Below are 17,174 nucleotides of genomic sequence, written 5' to 3' on the forward strand. Positions count from 1 at the left end.
TTGATTATGTCTTTTTAATCTTCTTTCAATATCAGCAGTTTGACCTACGTAATATTTTGAACGTTTCTCGCTATATAAAATATAAACGAACATATATACTATCTTTCTTCGGGTGGTCACGCCCAAAGCGTGACGACCTCCGCGTCCCAAACGCGGCGCGATAACAATGCCTTTGGCTTTGCAAGCCGGGCCAGACCTGCCACGCCATCAGCGTGGTACACCCCGAAATGGTCATCTCTACTCTTTTTGGGATGGTCACGCTCAAAATGTGGCGACCTCCGCGTCCCAAACACGGCGGGATAACAATGTCTTTGGCTTTGCAAGCCGGACTAGACCTGCCACGCCATCAGCGTGGTACCCACCGAGAATGGTTAAAACCATCTCAACAATACTACCTTAAAAAAAAGCGGAGAGACAGGGACTCGAACCCTGGCGACAGTTACCCGTCGACAGATTAGCAATCTGCTCCGTTACCACTCCGGCACCTCTCCAATAATTTTAAAGCTCGCGCATTAAAAATGCGGTTGCAAATGTACTTTTTCATTCATAAGAACGCAACAATTTTTCATTTTTTTTTTTACTTGTCATTACTATTTTACCATTTACCCAACTTATCTAATTAAGCCTCAAACATTTCCAAAAATCGACTACTCCGGGTATTCTACCCTTAAATGATAAATATTGACCAGTTTCTGTTTCAAAATTTTCTTTACGGCTTCAATTTCCTTAAAGGTAATATTGGCATTTAAAAACTGATCGGCCTTGATTTGGCCTTCAATAATCTTTTCCACAAATTCATCGATAATTAAAAAAGTTGGATTCTTTAAACTTTTGGAAGCAGCTTCCACAGAGTCTGCCATCATTAAAATGGCGGTTTCCTTAGAAAATGGAATCGGACCAGGATATCTAAAATCCTCTTCATTGACATCTCCTTCCAAAGCCTCCTGCTTTTTGTAAAAATAAAAAACCAAGGAGGTTCCATGATGGGTACGTATAAAATCTATTACACGATCCGGCACCTTATTCTTTCTTGCTATTTCTATACCCTCAATAACATGGTTAATAATGATAGCTGCGGCATCCCTAGGCTCAAGGTCATCATGAGGGTTTACATTGGTAATCTGGTTTTCGGTAAAATAGGTTGGGTTGTTCATTTTTCCTATGTCATGGTACAGTGCCCCTACCCTTACAAGCATGGCATTGGCTCCAATTTCATTCGCCGCTGCTTCGGCCAAATTGGCCACTTGAAGGGAATGATGAAAAGTTCCTGGCGCCTTATTGGATAACTCCTTTAATAATTTGGAGTTGGTATCGGACAATTCCAATAAAGATACATCGGACACCAAACCGAATATTTTCTCATGGATATAAATTAGTGGCTGAACAAACAGGGTAATCATTCCATTTAAGAAAAAATAGCCAAAAGCCAACCACTGTATATCTTCCAGGTTCCCCTCATGAATCATATGAAAAGCAAAATAACCGATAATATAAATCAGGGTTATTTGACCCACCGAGATAAATAAATTGGCCCTTTTATATAGTTCTGAAACAGACAAAATGGTAACAATACCCGCCAATGTTTGGAGAAATATATATTCGAAGCTGTTAGGTACCACAAAACCTAAAATCAAAACGGTAAGAACATGTACAAAAAGCCCCATTCTTGCGTCAAAAAAGGTCTTGAGTACCAAAGGCAGAATACATAAGGGAACCACAAAAACATACTCTACATCGTATTTCACCACCATGGTGGTCAAAAATACCATGATGAGAATATTCACAATAATAAAGGTCACTTTTGTATTGTCCCTATAGATTTCCGGGCGATATTTTTTAAGAAAAAGAAAAAACATCATTAAAACCATGGCTACCAATACGGTATAACCGAACAATATAAAATATTGATTATTCTCGCCCCATACTTCCGACTCATACTCCCTTTTCAGGGAATCCAGCACACTAACATCCTCCTGTTCCACCACTTCCCCCTTGGCAATTATAAGCTTGCCCTCATCCACATTCCCCAACGTATAGGAAATCTTTGAATATTCGGACTCAAGCTCCTTATTGGACAAATCTGCATCAAAACTAACATTGGGCTTTATAAAATTGAAGAACAACTCCTGAAAGGAGGACTCATAAGCCGTTAAATTGGTTTGGGCCAATTTTTTGCCAATAACCTCCTCTACCTCCGATAAGCTGTATACATCATCAAAATTTAACTTAGTGGCTTCATTGTTCTTTACAACGTAAAGACTATTCCTAGTACTCCTACGTTCAATTTTGGAAAGAATACCATTCGCATAAAGCTCCGTCAAAATGTCATTGGCAACCTCTTGAATCCTTTCCAGTTCATTCTGGCTAAAATTGGAGGAATTAAAAACCTTTCCCAGCTCCTTGCTTATTGTGCTATCTACTTCTGCTACTATTTTGGTGTCATAATAATAGTAGTCTATATGATTACTTTCTATTTTCTCCTTTTCCTTAGTAATTTCCTCCTCACCCTTATTGACAGAAAAATCAAAAGGAGCATAAAAATTGTCGTACTGCCAAGGCTTCCCCTTTTGGTATTCATACTTAAATTTTCCGCCACGTGGAAAAAAGAATACAATAAAGAAAACAGCCGAGAAATATAAAAAATACTTATAAACCAGTGATTGGTTTTTATAAAGGCTATCCAAAAAAGTGCGCATACGGAAAGTATATATATTCAAAAATAGAAAAATATAAACGTAAAATGATACTTTACCCAAATAACACTACTTTTGAAAGCCACTTAAAGAATATTCACTACCAGCGCAAGCTTTATTTGAACCGTTACCAACTACTAAAATGCCGATGTAGATTCACAATTAACTTGTAATAATCTCCCGCTGCGTATCCCATTGCACATTAATTTATTAAATTCGCAAATAATAAAAATGAACTTGATGAAAGATGTTGTGATCGTTTCCGCTGTTAGAACACCCATAGGGAGCTTTATGGGAGCATTGTCTACCATTACGGCACCTCAACTTGGCGCTATTGCCATTAAGGGTGCATTGAGCAAAATAGATTTAGACCCTTCCCAGGTGGAGGAAGTTCTAATGGGGAATGTTGTTCAAGCTGGAACCGGTCAGGCGCCAGCTAGACAGGCTGCCATTTTTGCCGGCATTCCCAATACAGTACCCTGTACTACCATCAACAAGGTCTGCGCCTCTGGAATGAAATCGGTGATGATGGCCGCACAGTCCATAGCGTTGGGAGACACCAATATAGTTGTTGCAGGGGGTATGGAAAACATGAGCCTGATACCTCATTACATTCATTTGAGGAGTGGCCAAAAATTTGGGCCTGCCACCCTAATCGATGGTATGCAGAAAGATGGACTTGTTGATGCTTATGACCAACAGGCCATGGGGACGTGTGCGGATGCCTGCGCTATTGAATTCGAATTTAGCAGGGAAGACCAAGATAATTTTGCAATTCAATCCTACAAGAGATCTGCGGATGCCTGGGCCAATGGAAAATTTGCCAATGAAGTAGTACCCGTGGAAGTTCCGCAAAGAAGGGGCGAACCTATTCTGGTAACAGAAGACGAAGAATTTAAAAATGTTAAACTGGATAAAATACCGGGCTTGCGACCTGCATTTTCCAAGGATGGTACAGTAACGGCAGCCAACGCATCAACTATCAATGATGGAGCTGCAGCTTTGGTATTAATGAGCGGTGAAAAAGCAAAAGAACTGGGACTGAAGCCTTTGGCAACTATAAAAAGCTATGCCGATGCGGCACAAGAGCCAAAGTGGTTTACAACCGCCCCGGCAAAAGCCCTTCCAAAAGCATTGACCAAAGCCGGTATCGGGATGGACGATGTTGATTATTTTGAATTTAACGAGGCCTTCTCCGTAGTTGGCCTGGCCAATATGAAGATACTTGGCCTTACAGACAAAAATGTAAATGTAAATGGGGGGGCGGTTTCCCTAGGTCATCCCTTGGGCTGCTCGGGAGCCAGGATCATTATTACATTACTCAACGTACTGGATCAAAACAATGCCAAAATAGGAGCAGCGGCCATTTGTAATGGCGGCGGAGGTGCCTCTGCAATAATTATAGAAAGAAATTAATAATTTCTTGTAAAGCAAGCCCATGCAATACGGTATTTGCCACCTTAGCATTGTCCCTATGCGTTCCGTTGCAGACGACACCAGCGAAATGGTTTCCCAACTTTTATACGGGGAACATTTTAAGGTATTGGACCAAAGAAAAAAATGGAGCAAGATCCGCAATGCTTTCGATAATTTTGAAGGTTGGATCAACAATCAGCAATTCACCCTTATTGACGAGGACCTTTACGAGGAAATGGAAAGTTTGGAATCTACAAGAGTTTCTTCCGAGCTTATTTCGGATCAGGAACAATTGTTGTGTTTATGAAAAAAGGGATTAATTTGATCAGTCGTGTTTTTTTGAGCAACAGTTTTAATTAATAGGAGCAATTTAGTAAAACCAATGATTAAATTATTCTTTCATTTTACTCAAGTGGTTTTTATAGTTTTTTAATGGTTTTCGTGAATCTTCGATTTCTTTGCTTGTCCAAAGAAAACGAAACAAAAGAAAAGACCCTTCTTCGCTAGGTGGTCCCTAAAATCTCTGGATTTTAAGGACCGATGCCATGGCCTAAATTATTTCCAAGGCTTCATTAATTCTTAACGGCCATGCCATCTCCACGACGGAAGAAGAACGACCAAACCATAGACCTTGAGGGCAATGCCATAGGTTTTTAATAACGGAAAATGACTTATCCCCACATGAAGGTTGACGCAACAAAAGGACTGGCCTATTTTCAATTTCGGATTAAATCAAGTGGTTTTCACATTGGAAGGTGGAAGGCGTCCATAGAGCATTTCACCCAAGTGAAAGCGGCCTGGACGCCGGGGCAGTGGAAAGTGCGTAGATTTAAAGAAATTTAAAATCAGCCTAGCGTTTTTTGGTTCGTTTTTTGGGCGATGCAAAAAATGAACAGGACACAAAAATGAGATAGTAGATTATTTCTTTTTCTAATTCACACACAACTTTTGGGATTGATCCCTTATTTCCTTTATTGAAACAGAACACCATATATTGCTCCCTATTGTCCTAGGATCTTGCATCCCAAAAAACTGCCCTTTAAACCACAAATTCGACGGCTCGTTCACCCTTGGCAAACAAGACAAGGACCAACTCCTAAACAAAGCCCTTCTTTATTTAAACGCTCCTTATCTTTGGGGCGGTAAAACCGCTTTTGGAATTGATGGTCCAGGATTTACCCAAATGGCCTATAAAACAAACGGCTATCGTTTGCTCAGGGGAGCCCAACAGCAATCTACCCAAGGGGAGGCCTTAAGTTTTATTGAGGAAAGCGAACCAGGGGATCTAGCCTTTTTCGATAATAATGAGGGTGTTATAGACCACGTTGGGATTATTATGGAGAACAATTATGTTATACATTCCTTTGGCAAGGTCCGAATTGACAGAATAGACCATACAGGGATTTTCAATAATGAAACCAACACCTATACCCATAAACTAAGGGTGATTAAAAAAATTATATAAAAAAAAGCCCATCGCTTTGCGATGGGCCTTTTGGTATATTTCTGAATGCTGTTATTACTCTCCGGTAAGCTTTTTAAGGCGCAAGAAGTTTTCATTATCCCCTAAGGCACCATAAATATTCTTCAACTGGGAAAGAATACTTTGATTGTCCGGATTCAATTTCAATGCGTCTTCCAAAATAATGGCACCATCTCGGAACAAACTGTCTTTTTGCTCTTTTAGTTCGTCATACCTAGCGATATCTTTTTTGGAATTTCCAAGTGAATTCATTTCATCTATTAAACCATTACCCTCATTAACATAAGTGGTTGAAAGGTTCAATTGGGCATTCACATACCCTGGATTAATTTCTATAGCCCTTCTATATGCCTTTCTGGCATCTTCAATATTACCTTGTTCCATATTGATTACACCTACATTGTAGAACAGATCGGGATTATCCGGGGCAACTTCCGAAGCCTCCGCCATTAAAGCCTTAAATTTCTCCTTATCGCCCATCTTGTAGTAAAGATTGGCTTCGTTCAAAATTAGGTTTACGTCATTTGGATCTTTTGCCCGGGCATCCTTATAGGCATCCAAGGCCTTGTCATCTTGCCCCAATTGTGTATAGATCAAGGCAATATTCTTAACAATTTCGGTAGTTTTAGAAGGAGTTTTCTCGTCTACCGGATCTTTATAAGCTCCAGATTTCACCATCAACTCTCTTTGTGTTTTCTCCATCTCCTCCACTTCGCCGGTGGACACGTTGGTTGCCTTATAGACCATTCCGCCTCCATCATAACCCAAATCCTTTAACTCATTGTAGTATTTGAGTGCCTTCTCATAATGACCTCCATTTACGGCACTACTGGCCGCATAATATAGATAGACGGTATCCTGAGGGCTCAATTGATAGCCCATATAGAGTTTCCCTGCCGCTTCTTCGTACTTTTTGTTATTGTTATCTTCCACAGCGGAATTGATCAGGTCGGCGGTCATACCGGAAAGTCTTTCCTTGGCATCCGATCCGTATTTGGCCTTACCGCTTTTCTTTTCTACTTCACTCACCTTTTTAAAAGAGGAAATAGCCTCATCAAAAGCCCCCGCGGTACCTTTTTTAGCCAGTTCGGCATAAGCGCTTCCCCTTAAAAAATAATATTGTGCCTGCATTTTTTCATCCGCACTGGCAATTAGCGAAGATGCACCGTCCAATGCTGTTTTTGCCGCCATGGCATCGCCCGATTTTAAAGCCTTATCAGCCTTTTTTATCTCATCCTTTTGAGCAATTCCGACTACCGAAAAAAGCATAGTCGAGAGTATTATAATATTTGTTTTCATTTCAAATTAAATTTACTTATTAGTGTTTACATGTTATTCTTTGGTTTCCGCACTATCATTATCAAGAGCCGTGCCATCTTCTTCGTTGGCATCAACATCCAATGTTTTAATATCATCCAATTCATCCTCATCCTTCATCACTTTAGCTACGGCGGCAATAGAGTCGTTGCCTTTAATATTTATGAGTCGAACTCCCTGTGTAGCCCTACCCATTACCCTTAAATCCTCAACACTCATTCTAATGGCAATGCCCGATTTATTGATAATCATTAAATCATCCGAGTCCGAAACATTTTTAATGGCCACCAAACCACCTGTTTTGTCGGTAATGGAAATGGTCTTCACGCCTTTACCTCCCCTATTGGTGATTCTATAGTCTTCAATACTGGAGCGTTTACCGTACCCATTCTCCGATACCACCAATATTTCTTCCTCAAAATTATGCACAGCCACCATGCCGATAACCTCATCCTTTTCATGTGCCAAAGTAATTCCGCGAACACCGGATGCATTCCTACCCATAGGTCTCGTCTTTACCTCCTCGAACCTAATGGCTTTTCCTGACTTAAGCCCAAGGAATATCTGACTAGATCCTGTAGTAAGTTTGGCTTCCAATAGCTCATCGTCCTCACGGATACTGATCGCATTAATACCATTCTGTCTTGGCCTTGAATATTGTTCCAAAGATGTTTTTTTAACGACACCCTTTTTAGTGGCCATAATAACATAATGACTATTTACATATTCCTCATCCTTTAGATCCTGGGTACAGATAAAGGCTTTCACCATATCATCGTTCTCTATATTGATCAAGTTTTGGATGGCACGCCCTTTGGAAGTTTTGGTTCCCTCTGGAATTTCATATACACGCATCCAGAAACATTTACCCTTTTGGGTAAAGAACAACATATATTGATGGTTGGTACCTACAAAAAGATGCTCCAAGAAATCTTCATTTCTGGTGGAAGATGCTTTTTGACCAACACCACCCCTGTTCTGTGTCTTGTATTCAGTAAGGGGAGTTCTTTTAATATAACCTGCATGTGAAATGGTAATCACCACTTGTTCATCCGGAATCATATCCTCCATACTAAGGTCGCCACCTGCAAAATTTATTTCCGAACGGCGGTTATCCCCATACTTGTCCTTAACTTCCAGCAGCTCATCCTTAATAATCTGCATCCTACGCTCTTTCTTGGCCAGGATATCCTTCAAATCCGCAATGGTCAAGATTATTTCTTCATATTCCGATCTTAATTTATCCTGCTCCAGTCCAGTCAATTGGCGTAAACGCATTTCAACAATGGCCTTAGCTTGAATTTCACTAAGCTTGAAGCGCTCCATAAGCTTTTCCCTTGCCTCATCGGCATTGGAGGAAGCTCTTATAATTGCAATAACCTCGTCTATATTATCCGAGGCAATTATAAGTCCTTCCAAGATATGGGCCCTGTCTTCGGCCTTCTTCAATTCAAACTCTGTACGCCTTACCACTACTTCATGACGGTGCTCCACAAAATAATGGATCATCTCCTTGACATTCAACAGTTGTGGCCTTCCGTTCACCAAGGCTATATTATTAACACTAAATGAAGACTGTAAGGAAGTATACTTATATAGGGTATTGAGAACGATATTTGGAATAGCATCCCGCTTTAGGATATATACGATACGCATACCGTTCCTATCCGATTCATCCCTAATAGTTGAAATACCGTCGATCTTTTTTTCATTGATCAAATCGGCAGTCTTCTTGATCATGTCCGCCTTGTTGATCTGATACGGAATTTCCGTCACCACTATACTCTCCCTACCCTGAACTTCCTCAAAACTGGCCTTCGCCCTCATAACTACACGACCGCGACCGGTATGGAACGCTTCCTTCACCCCGTCATAGCCATAAATTATACCTCCTGTTGGAAAATCTGGTGCCTTAATATGTGTGATCAGCTCATCGATCTCAATATCATTATTGTCAATATAAGCTACGGTACCGTCCACTACCTCGGAAAGGTTATGGGGCGGCATATTGGTAGCCATACCCACTGCAATACCGGAGGCGCCATTGATCAATAAATTAGGTATCCTTGTTGGAAGAACCGTAGGTTCCTGCAAGGAGTCATCAAAATTAAGCTGATGATCTACGGTATCCTTGTCTATATCGGCCAACATATCGTCCGCAATCTTCCGCATACGGGCTTCCGTATAACGCATTGCTGCTGGACTGTCACCATCAACGGAACCAAAGTTACCTTGGCCATCGACCAACATATACCTTAAACTCCATTCCTGGGCCATACGGACCATGGAATCATAAACAGAAGTATCTCCATGCGGATGATACTTACCTAATACTTCCCCGACAATACGCGCGGATTTCTTATGGGCACTATTAGATCTAACACCTAACTCATGCATACCGAACAAAACCCTTCTATGCACTGGCTTTAAACCATCCCTAACATCTGGCAGGGCACGTGACACAATGACCGACATTGAATAATCAATGTAGGCAGATTTCATTTCATCTTCAATGTTAATCGGAATTAATTTTTCTCCTTCTGCCATTTAAAATCTTCTATTTATTTTAGTTAAAAAAGCAGGACAATATACGTAAAATCGACACTATACAAGTACTTAGGACATACTTTTGTAAAGAATTTATTAACACCTACAATATGGGGTTCGGATAACGATTTGATTGTTAATTTTTTTCCAAAAAATGGCTTATTTCGGCAAATCCACTACGTTTAACGAATATTAGGTATAGTATTTGCCATAGATTGGTATAGATTTACTATTTTTAAAGTTGAAAGGATATTTTATGGACGACAATTTTTCCCCTAGAGTAAAAGATGTTATTGCTTACAGTAAGGAAGAGGCCCTCAGATTGGGCCACGACTTTATTGGAACCGAGCATTTAATGCTGGGATTACTGCGGGACGGTAATGGAAAAGCAATAAGCATTTTAGACGCATTGGACGTGGACTTGGATCACTTGAGAAGAAAAGTGGAGATATTAAGTCCCGCCAATCCAAATGCTGGTGCTGCACAAAAGGACAAAAAGAACCTGCACCTGACCAGACAGGCGGAACGTGCGCTGAAAACAACATTTCTCGAAGCTAAATTATTTCAAAGCTCCTCTATCAATACGGCCCATTTGTTACTGTGTATTTTACGTAATGAAAATGACCCAACCACTAAATTATTGCATAAATTAAAGGTGGATTATGATGGAGTAAAAGACCAGTTTAAATCAATGATAACAAGTGATGACGACTATATAGACTCACCTACTTCGGAATCCTTTCCCAGTGATTCCGATGAGCCCAATGAAGAAAAAGAAGGCACTTTTGGATCTTCTAGTACCGGGCAAAAAGGAAGTAAAAAATCGAAAACCCCGGTATTGGACAATTTTGGTCGCGACCTGACCAAAATGGCCGAGGAAAACAAATTGGACCCCGTTGTGGGACGTGAAAAAGAAATTGAAAGGGTTTCCCAAATTCTAAGCAGAAGAAAAAAGAACAATCCTCTGTTAATAGGAGAACCAGGTGTTGGTAAAAGTGCCATTGCCGAAGGACTTGCCCTTAGGATCATCAACAAAAAAGTTTCCAGAATCCTCTACAACAAAAGGGTGGTAACCTTGGATTTGGCTTCTTTGGTTGCCGGGACCAAATACCGCGGCCAATTTGAGGAGCGAATGAAGGCGGTTATGAACGAACTGGAAAAAAACGACGATGTTATCCTGTTCATCGATGAGATCCACACTATTGTCGGGGCCGGTGGTGCCACAGGCAGTTTGGATGCCTCCAATATGTTTAAGCCGGCTCTTGCCAGAGGTGAAATTCAATGTATTGGAGCCACTACTCTGGATGAGTATAGGCAATACATAGAAAAAGATGGTGCCCTGGAAAGAAGATTCCAGAAGGTTATCGTTGAGCCTACCACTGTTAATGAGACCATTGAGATCTTAAAAAACATCAAAGGCAAATACGAAGACCACCATAACGTAATTTACACCGATGAAGCCATTGTTGCCTGTGTAAACCTAACCAATAGGTATATGACGGACCGATATTTACCGGACAAGGCCATCGATGCCCTGGACGAAGCCGGTTCGCGGGTGCATATCGTAAATATGGATGTTCCCAAACAAATTTTGGAACTGGAGAAGCAATTGGAAGACGTTCGCGATCTTAAAAATACGGTCGTAAAAAAACAAAAATACGAGGAAGCCGCCAAGCTTAGGGACGATGAAAAACGAATAGAAAAAGATTTGGCCATTGCCCAAGAACGATGGGAGGAAGACAGCAAACTTCATAAGGAAACCGTTACAGAAGACAATGTTGCGGACGTAGTTTCCATGATGAGCGGTATACCGGTTAATAGGATTGCACAGACAGAAAGCAACAAATTGGCCGAACTGCCCAAACTTATCAAAAGCAATGTAATTGGTCAGGACGAAGCAGTTGCCAAAGTTGCCAAAGCAATTCAACGTAACAGAGCGGGTCTAAAAGATCCGAACAAACCTATTGGTTCCTTTATATTTTTAGGGCAGACCGGGGTTGGTAAAACACAACTTGCCAAAATATTGGCCAAGGAGCTGTTCGATTCCGAAGACGCCTTGATCCGAGTGGATATGAGCGAGTATATGGAGAAGTTCGCCATATCAAGACTTGTAGGTGCCCCTCCAGGATATGTTGGCTATGAAGAAGGTGGACAGTTGACAGAAAAAGTACGCCGTAAGCCCTATTCGGTAATTTTGTTGGATGAGATTGAAAAAGCACACCCCGATGTGTTCAATATGCTCCTACAAGTACTGGATGATGGTTATTTAACGGATAGCCTTGGAAGAAAGATCGATTTTAGAAATACGATCATTATAATGACCTCCAACATTGGCGCGAGACAACTTAAGGATTTTGGCCAAGGAGTTGGTTTTGGAACTTCGGCAAAAAAGGCCCAGGCAGACACCCATCAAAAAAGTGTTATCGAGAACGCCTTGAAGAAGGCCTTTGCTCCGGAATTCTTAAACAGAATAGATGACGTTGTTGTATTTAATTCTTTGGAACGCGAAGATATCCATAGGATCATCGATATTGAGCTGAACAAATTGTTCCTCAGGATCAAGGAAATTGGGTATGATTTACAGCTATCCGACAAAGCCAAGGATTATATTGCCGAAAAAGGCTTCGATAAACAATACGGAGCTAGGCCGCTTAAAAGAGCCATTCAAAAATATATTGAAGATGCTCTGGCCGAAGAAATCGTAAATTCCAAATTGGAGGAAGGCGATACTATTCACATGGAACTTGATGAAGCCAAGGAAGAACTCACCATTAAGATCAAAAAAGCAGAAAAGTCGTCCAAAACCTAACTTGGACATCACTAATAAACACCAAAAAAGGAGTAGCCAAATGCTACTCCTTTTTTTATTTATCCCTACGTATTTGTAAGAAATGAATCACAGTTAGCCCATTTCCATTCCACATAAACGATTAAAGTGTCTTTAATCTAATAATTTTTATAATAGTTATAGTTAATTCTACATTCGCTGCAGACACACTATATAAATTACGGAGAATGAAAGTCGGACGACCCAAGAAGACTATTATCGTACGAGAATATCAACTGGACATTGGAAAAGTACAGGTATTTGACGATTACATGGTTTCTATTTTTGACGAAGGAAGCACCATAACCAAAGAAAGAGTATTTCAAATAATTGGTATAATGGAAATACATTTCAGAAATAAAAACTTCGGTTACATAAGTTTAAGAAAGAATTCGTACGCCATTGATCCAATGGTATACAATCAAATTAGGGAAATAGAAAATATTAAGGCATTTGCAGTAGTCTCCATAAAGGAAATAGACATGCACAATTTTAATATCGAAAAACTATTTTACAAAAAACCTATGAAATTCTTCATTGATCAGGACAATGCCCTGATGTGGATCAAAAGGCGGGTAAGAACTTCCAATGCAGAGTAATGGCATGCCATTACTCTCTTTCTGCAGGGGGAGCATCGGGTTCGGCTACTTGAAAAAGGTCTAGATAGGCCTTGCCAATGTTATCTAGAATACCACTGGCGATCAAGGCTTGAAAACCACATTCCTCCACAGCAATGTCAGCAGCCCTCCCATGAATGTACACCCCAAAAATAGCCGCATTCATTGGGGAATAGCCCTGAGCCAGCAAGCCTGTGATCACCCCTGTTAACACATCCCCACTACCCCCAGTGGCCATGCCCGGATTTCCAGAGGTATTAACATAGCCCATATCCTTATAAATTGTAATGGTGTTTGCCCCTTTTATAACTAAAATGCAATCGTATTTTTCAGAGAACTGCTTTGCTTTTTTTAACTTATCAAAGTCATCGGTCCATTTACCTATAATGCGCTCCAACTCCTTGGGGTGTGGGGTCAAAACGGTCTGGGGAGGCATTTTTTTAAATAAGTCGCGATTTTTGGAAAGAATGTTCAATCCGTCGGCATCAATGACCAAAGGCAGTTTATTCCCCTTCATAAATTCTGAAAATGCCTTAACAGTAGCCACCGTTGTCCCCATTCCAACACCGATACCAACCGCACTAGGAGCCAAGCCGAAATCAATTTTGGAAATTTCCAGTTCTTCTTTATCGGTAATTACCATGGCTTCCGGCAGTGCCGTTTGCAAAGGCAAATACCCACACCGGGGAACATAGGTCGTAACCAATCCGCTCCCTGCCAACATACTTCCCTTGGCTGCCAATACAACGGCCCCTATCTTTCCGTAACTTCCTCCAATGACCAAGGAATGTCCATAGGTGCCTTTATGTGAAAACCTCTCTCTTGGAATGTATAAGGACAATACCTCGTTCTTGCCTATCAGCTCATATTGCGGTTTCAAACCGAACAAAAACTCCTGGTCCAAACCAATATCCAGAACCTCCCAATGATCTATATATTTTCCCGTTTCAGGAAGAAAAAAAACAAGTTTCGGTACTTGAAAAGTAAGCACATAATTCGCTTTTATAACACCTTCCGTATGGGTGAGACCCGCTTCCATGAAAAGTCCGGAAGGCATGTCTATGGCCAAAATAAAAGCATTTGAATTATTAAGGTGCTCCATTAAACCAATCACCCAGTCATCGGGCACCCTATTGAGTCCTATTCCAAAAATGGCATCCACAACTATATCCTCTTTGCCTATTGAGGGAAATTCAGATTGTTCACTTAGAAAGTCGGGCCAAACACCTTTCTCCTTTAATCGATCCAGATTAATTAAAAAATCCTTAGATCGGTGTTCGCTATAGTTAACAACAAAGACCTCTATATTATAACCGTGATCCTGCAAATGTCTGGCAAGAACAAGTCCATCCCCTCCATTATTGCCGATACCGCAAAACAAATGGATTTTTGTCTGGGCGCCCTGCATTCTGGAATGCATCCAATTAAAAACCTGGATTGCAGCCCGTTCCATAAGCTGCCCACTGGTAATTTGCTGCTTATTTATTGTGAATTTATCAGCTTCGTATATCTGTTTTGCATTAAAAATCTTCATTCAATAAGAATATTTAGTAAAAATTGTTGATTTAGTAAAAATCCGTCAAAACATTTGATTGGGCAATCAAAAATACTACATTTGGTTCTTTATTCTTGTGATGACATATAACAATACGGACAATAAACTACTTAATACACCATTTATAGATGGTTGCATTGCCATTACCGTTATCAGCACCACTACCCCTTTGGGGTAAGCTACTACATATACGTCTGTTAAACAATTTTATCAAAATTCAATTTTCCTTACTTAATACCTTTGAACCATGAAAGTTCTAAAATTCGGTGGCACTTCAGTGGCCAACGCCAATAATATAAGATTAGTAAAAAATATTATCGCCGATCTTGGGTCCAACAAAACCATCGTAGTAGTTTCAGCTCTTGGCGGAATAACAGATCTTCTTTTAAAGACAGCAGCCCTGGCCTCGGCACAGGAACAAGCCTATAAAACCATATTAAAGGAAATAGAGGACAGACACCTCCTGACCATTAAAGAGCTTATTCCCATTCATTCCCAAAGTAAAGTGCTTAGTAAAGTTAAGAGTGAGCTCAATACGCTGGAAACACTTTTGGAAGGAGCCTATTTAATAGGGGAGATTACACCTAAATTATCGGACAAAATCGTTAGCTACGGAGAGTTGCTGTCTTCCTATATAATAAACGAATATTTTATTGTTGAAGGTATAGATACCGTACATGCCGATAGCCGACAACTTATAAAAACAAATTCCAGTTTTGGGAAAGCGGCCGTTAACTTTGATCTGACGAACAAGAATATTATTGACTACTCCTCCCAATGCAATAATTCCATAATTATTATGGGAGGTTTTATTGCTTCGGCCGTAAATGGCGATTCCACCACCTTGGGGCGTGGAGGATCGGACTATACGGCTGCTATTGTTGCAAATGCCATAAATGCGGAAATTCTGGAAATATGGACGGACGTAAGCGGCATGTATACCGCCAACCCCAAAATAGTAAAACAGGCTATGGCCATTCCGCATATATCTTATGAAGAGGCCATGGAACTATCGCATTTTGGGGCGAAGGTTCTTTATCCGCCCACGATCCAACCGGTACTGACCAAAGGTATTTCCATAGTTATAAAAAACACCTTTGACCCAGAAGCCCCAGGTACTTTAATTACCAAGAACAAAAATGGACAAGGTAAAACTGTGCGGGGAATAAGCCATGTAGAAAATATTGCCCTTGTTTCCCTTGAAGGTCCAGGTATGGTGGGAATTACAGGTATATCAAAACGCTTTTTCGAAGTACTTTCAACTGCTGGTATCAGTGTTGTAATGATTACCCAAGCGTCTTCCGAACATTCCATCTGCATAGGAATAGACAATCAGGACGCTGACCATGCGGTTCAAGTTATCAATGATGCATTTGATATTGAAATCTCCCTTGGAAAAATAAAACCGGTGGCGGCAGAGAAAGATTTGGCCATCATTGCCCTGGTCGGCGACAACATGAAAAGCCACCAAGGTCTCAGCGGAAAAATGTTCAGTACCCTAGGTAAGAACAACGTTAATATCCGCGCCATAGCGCAAGGCGCTTCCGAAAGGAACATATCTGCCGTAATCCTTAAGGAGGATGTAAAAAAGGCACTCAATACTTTACACGAAGAATTTTTTGAAGAAAATGTAAAGCAGTTGAACCTCTTTGTTATGGGCGTTGGTAATGTGGGTGCAAAGTTCTTACACCAGATACAATCACAAAAGAAGTATTTGAAGGAAAAACTAAAACTGAACATCCGCGTTATCGGCATGTCCAATTCGAGGACTATGATTTTTGATGAAGATGGCATTGCCCTTAAAAACTGGGAAGAATTACTGGGCAAGGGAGAAAAGACCAATCTAGAGCTATTCTTCGAGAAGGTAAAAAAACTCAATTACAGAAATAGTATTTTTGTAGACAATACCGCCAGTCAGACAGTCTCGGAAACCTATAACTCATATTTACGGAATAGCATATCCGTTGTTACCTGTAATAAAATAGCCTGTTCATCCGCCTACGACAATTATCAGGAGTTAAAGGACCTGGCAAGACAGTACAATGCGCCTTTTCTTTTTGAAACAAATGTAGGTGCCGGACTGCCTATTATAGACACCTTAAAGCACCTAGTGGCCTCAGGTGACAAAGTGTTGAAAATTCAAGCGGTACTTTCTGGAAGTTTAAATTTTGTATTCAACAATTTTAACGATAACACTACCTTTCATGATATTGTGAAGCAAGCCCAAGTGGAAGGCTATACCGAGCCCGACCCCAAAATTGATCTAAGCGGGGTGGACGTTATGCGCAAAATATTGATCTTGGCAAGGGAAAGTGGTAATGTACTAAATATAGAGGATATCCAAAACAACCCTTTCTTGCCCAAAGAGAGCTTGGAAACAACCAACAATGAAGATTTCTTCAAGACCTTGACGAAGCATGAGGCATCATTTCAAGAAATGTACAAGAAGGCCATAGACGAAGATAGCAAATTGAAATATGTTGCACAGTTCGAAAACGGCAAAGCCAGTGTAGGCTTACAGCGCATCCCCAAGGGACATGATTTTTATAATTTGGAAGGGAGTGACAATATTGTATTGTTCTACACAGAGCGCTACCCAAACCAACCAATGATTATTAAAGGAGCCGGGGCCGGGGCAGATGTTACTGCCTCTGGAATTTTTGCAGATATTATACGTATCGGTAATTTTTAAAGAAACCTGGCACACGTGAAATTTATT

The 17,174-nt window shown here is 40.6% G+C and carries 11 protein-coding genes, 1 tRNA gene and 1 pseudogene; 7 read left to right on the top strand and 6 right to left on the bottom strand.

Annotated features, from left to right (window positions below):
- The 3 genes from C7972_RS24470 to C7972_RS21700 all read right to left on the bottom strand — a co-directional run.
- Window positions 1-93, bottom strand: a 93-nt coding sequence (locus C7972_RS24470; RefSeq protein WP_181422963.1) for a GIY-YIG nuclease family protein, incomplete at its 3' end; no start/stop codon positions are given.
- A gap of 314 nt (window positions 94-407) precedes the next feature.
- Window positions 408-491: transfer RNA gene (locus C7972_RS21695), tRNA-Ser, on the bottom strand.
- Window positions 492-647: 156 nt separating this feature from the next.
- Window positions 648-2,696 (bottom strand): HD family phosphohydrolase, encoded by a 2,049-nt coding sequence (locus C7972_RS21700; RefSeq protein WP_110358268.1) that lies wholly within the window; start codon window positions 2,694-2,696, stop codon window positions 648-650.
- A 237-nt stretch (window positions 2,697-2,933) separates the two neighbouring features.
- On the opposite strand from C7972_RS21700, the gene C7972_RS21705 reads away from it, so the two are divergent.
- From C7972_RS21705 to C7972_RS21715, 3 genes and pseudogenes are all read left to right on the top strand, one after another.
- Window positions 2,934-4,109 (top strand): acetyl-CoA C-acyltransferase, encoded by a 1,176-nt coding sequence (locus tag C7972_RS21705; RefSeq protein WP_110358310.1) that lies wholly within the window; start codon window positions 2,934-2,936, stop codon window positions 4,107-4,109.
- A 22-nt stretch (window positions 4,110-4,131) separates the two neighbouring features.
- Complete coding sequence (locus C7972_RS21710; protein WP_110358269.1) at window positions 4,132-4,416, top strand: SH3 domain-containing protein; 285 nt, start codon at window positions 4,132-4,134, stop codon at window positions 4,414-4,416.
- A 654-nt stretch (window positions 4,417-5,070) separates the two neighbouring features.
- Window positions 5,071-5,574, top strand: a pseudogene (locus C7972_RS21715) (C40 family peptidase); the annotation flags it as partial.
- A 54-nt stretch (window positions 5,575-5,628) separates the two neighbouring features.
- Here the strand turns inward: C7972_RS21715 and C7972_RS21720 are convergent.
- Window positions 5,629-6,891: a tetratricopeptide repeat protein gene (locus tag C7972_RS21720; protein WP_110358271.1), complete on the bottom strand. Its 1,263-nt coding sequence runs from the start codon at window positions 6,889-6,891 to the stop codon at window positions 5,629-5,631.
- A gap of 33 nt (window positions 6,892-6,924) precedes the next feature.
- On the bottom strand, window positions 6,925-9,456 hold the full coding sequence (gene gyrA, locus C7972_RS21725) for a DNA gyrase subunit A (RefSeq protein ID WP_110358272.1): 2,532 nt from the start codon (window positions 9,454-9,456) through the stop codon (window positions 6,925-6,927).
- Between the two features lie 256 nt (window positions 9,457-9,712).
- Here gyrA and C7972_RS21730 point away from each other — a divergent pair, with 256 nt between their 5' ends.
- On the top strand, window positions 9,713-12,265 hold the full coding sequence (locus tag C7972_RS21730) for an ATP-dependent Clp protease ATP-binding subunit (RefSeq protein ID WP_110358273.1): 2,553 nt from the start codon (window positions 9,713-9,715) through the stop codon (window positions 12,263-12,265).
- 206 nt (window positions 12,266-12,471) lie between these two features.
- On the top strand, window positions 12,472-12,882 hold the full coding sequence (locus C7972_RS21735) for an STAS/SEC14 domain-containing protein (protein WP_110358274.1): 411 nt from the start codon (window positions 12,472-12,474) through the stop codon (window positions 12,880-12,882).
- A gap of 10 nt (window positions 12,883-12,892) precedes the next feature.
- Here the strand turns inward: C7972_RS21735 and C7972_RS21740 are convergent, their stop codons facing one another.
- On the bottom strand, window positions 12,893-14,434 hold the full coding sequence (locus tag C7972_RS21740; RefSeq protein WP_110358275.1) for an NAD(P)H-hydrate dehydratase: 1,542 nt from the start codon (window positions 14,432-14,434) through the stop codon (window positions 12,893-12,895).
- A 58-nt stretch (window positions 14,435-14,492) separates the two neighbouring features.
- On the opposite strand from C7972_RS21740, the gene C7972_RS23955 reads away from it, so the two are divergent.
- Together C7972_RS23955 and thrA are read left to right on the top strand one after the other, a co-directional pair.
- Window positions 14,493-14,633, top strand: coding sequence for a hypothetical protein (locus C7972_RS23955; protein WP_181422964.1), 141 nt, complete (start codon window positions 14,493-14,495; stop codon window positions 14,631-14,633).
- Window positions 14,634-14,702: 69 nt separating this feature from the next.
- The gene (thrA, locus tag C7972_RS21745; RefSeq protein WP_110358276.1) at window positions 14,703-17,147 is read left to right on the top strand and encodes a bifunctional aspartate kinase/homoserine dehydrogenase I; all 2,445 of its coding nucleotides are present in this window, start codon (window positions 14,703-14,705) and stop codon (window positions 17,145-17,147) included.
- Window positions 17,148-17,174: the final 27 nt, after the last annotated feature.

The sequence above is a fragment of the Arenibacter sp. ARW7G5Y1 genome (genome assembly GCF_003201775.1).
Taxonomy (GTDB): domain Bacteria; phylum Bacteroidota; class Bacteroidia; order Flavobacteriales; family Flavobacteriaceae; genus Arenibacter.

Excerpts from the sequence above, each read along its gene's own strand:
- C7972_RS21700 (WP_110358268.1), bottom strand. The coding sequence starts at position 2,696 with ATGCGCACTTTTTTGGATAGCCTTTATAAAAACCAATCACTGGTTTAT.
- C7972_RS21705 (WP_110358310.1), top strand. The coding sequence starts at position 2,934 with ATGAAAGATGTTGTGATCGTTTCCGCTGTTAGAACACCCATAGGGAGC.
- C7972_RS21710 (WP_110358269.1), top strand. The coding sequence starts at position 4,132 with ATGCAATACGGTATTTGCCACCTTAGCATTGTCCCTATGCGTTCCGTT.
- C7972_RS21720 (WP_110358271.1), bottom strand. The coding sequence starts at position 6,891 with ATGAAAACAAATATTATAATACTCTCGACTATGCTTTTTTCGGTAGTC.
- gyrA (WP_110358272.1), bottom strand. The coding sequence starts at position 9,456 with ATGGCAGAAGGAGAAAAATTAATTCCGATTAACATTGAAGATGAAATG.
- C7972_RS21730 (WP_110358273.1), top strand. The coding sequence starts at position 9,713 with ATGGACGACAATTTTTCCCCTAGAGTAAAAGATGTTATTGCTTACAGT.
- C7972_RS21735 (WP_110358274.1), top strand. The coding sequence starts at position 12,472 with ATGAAAGTCGGACGACCCAAGAAGACTATTATCGTACGAGAATATCAA.
- C7972_RS21740 (WP_110358275.1), bottom strand. The coding sequence starts at position 14,434 with ATGAAGATTTTTAATGCAAAACAGATATACGAAGCTGATAAATTCACA.
- thrA (WP_110358276.1), top strand. The coding sequence starts at position 14,703 with ATGAAAGTTCTAAAATTCGGTGGCACTTCAGTGGCCAACGCCAATAAT.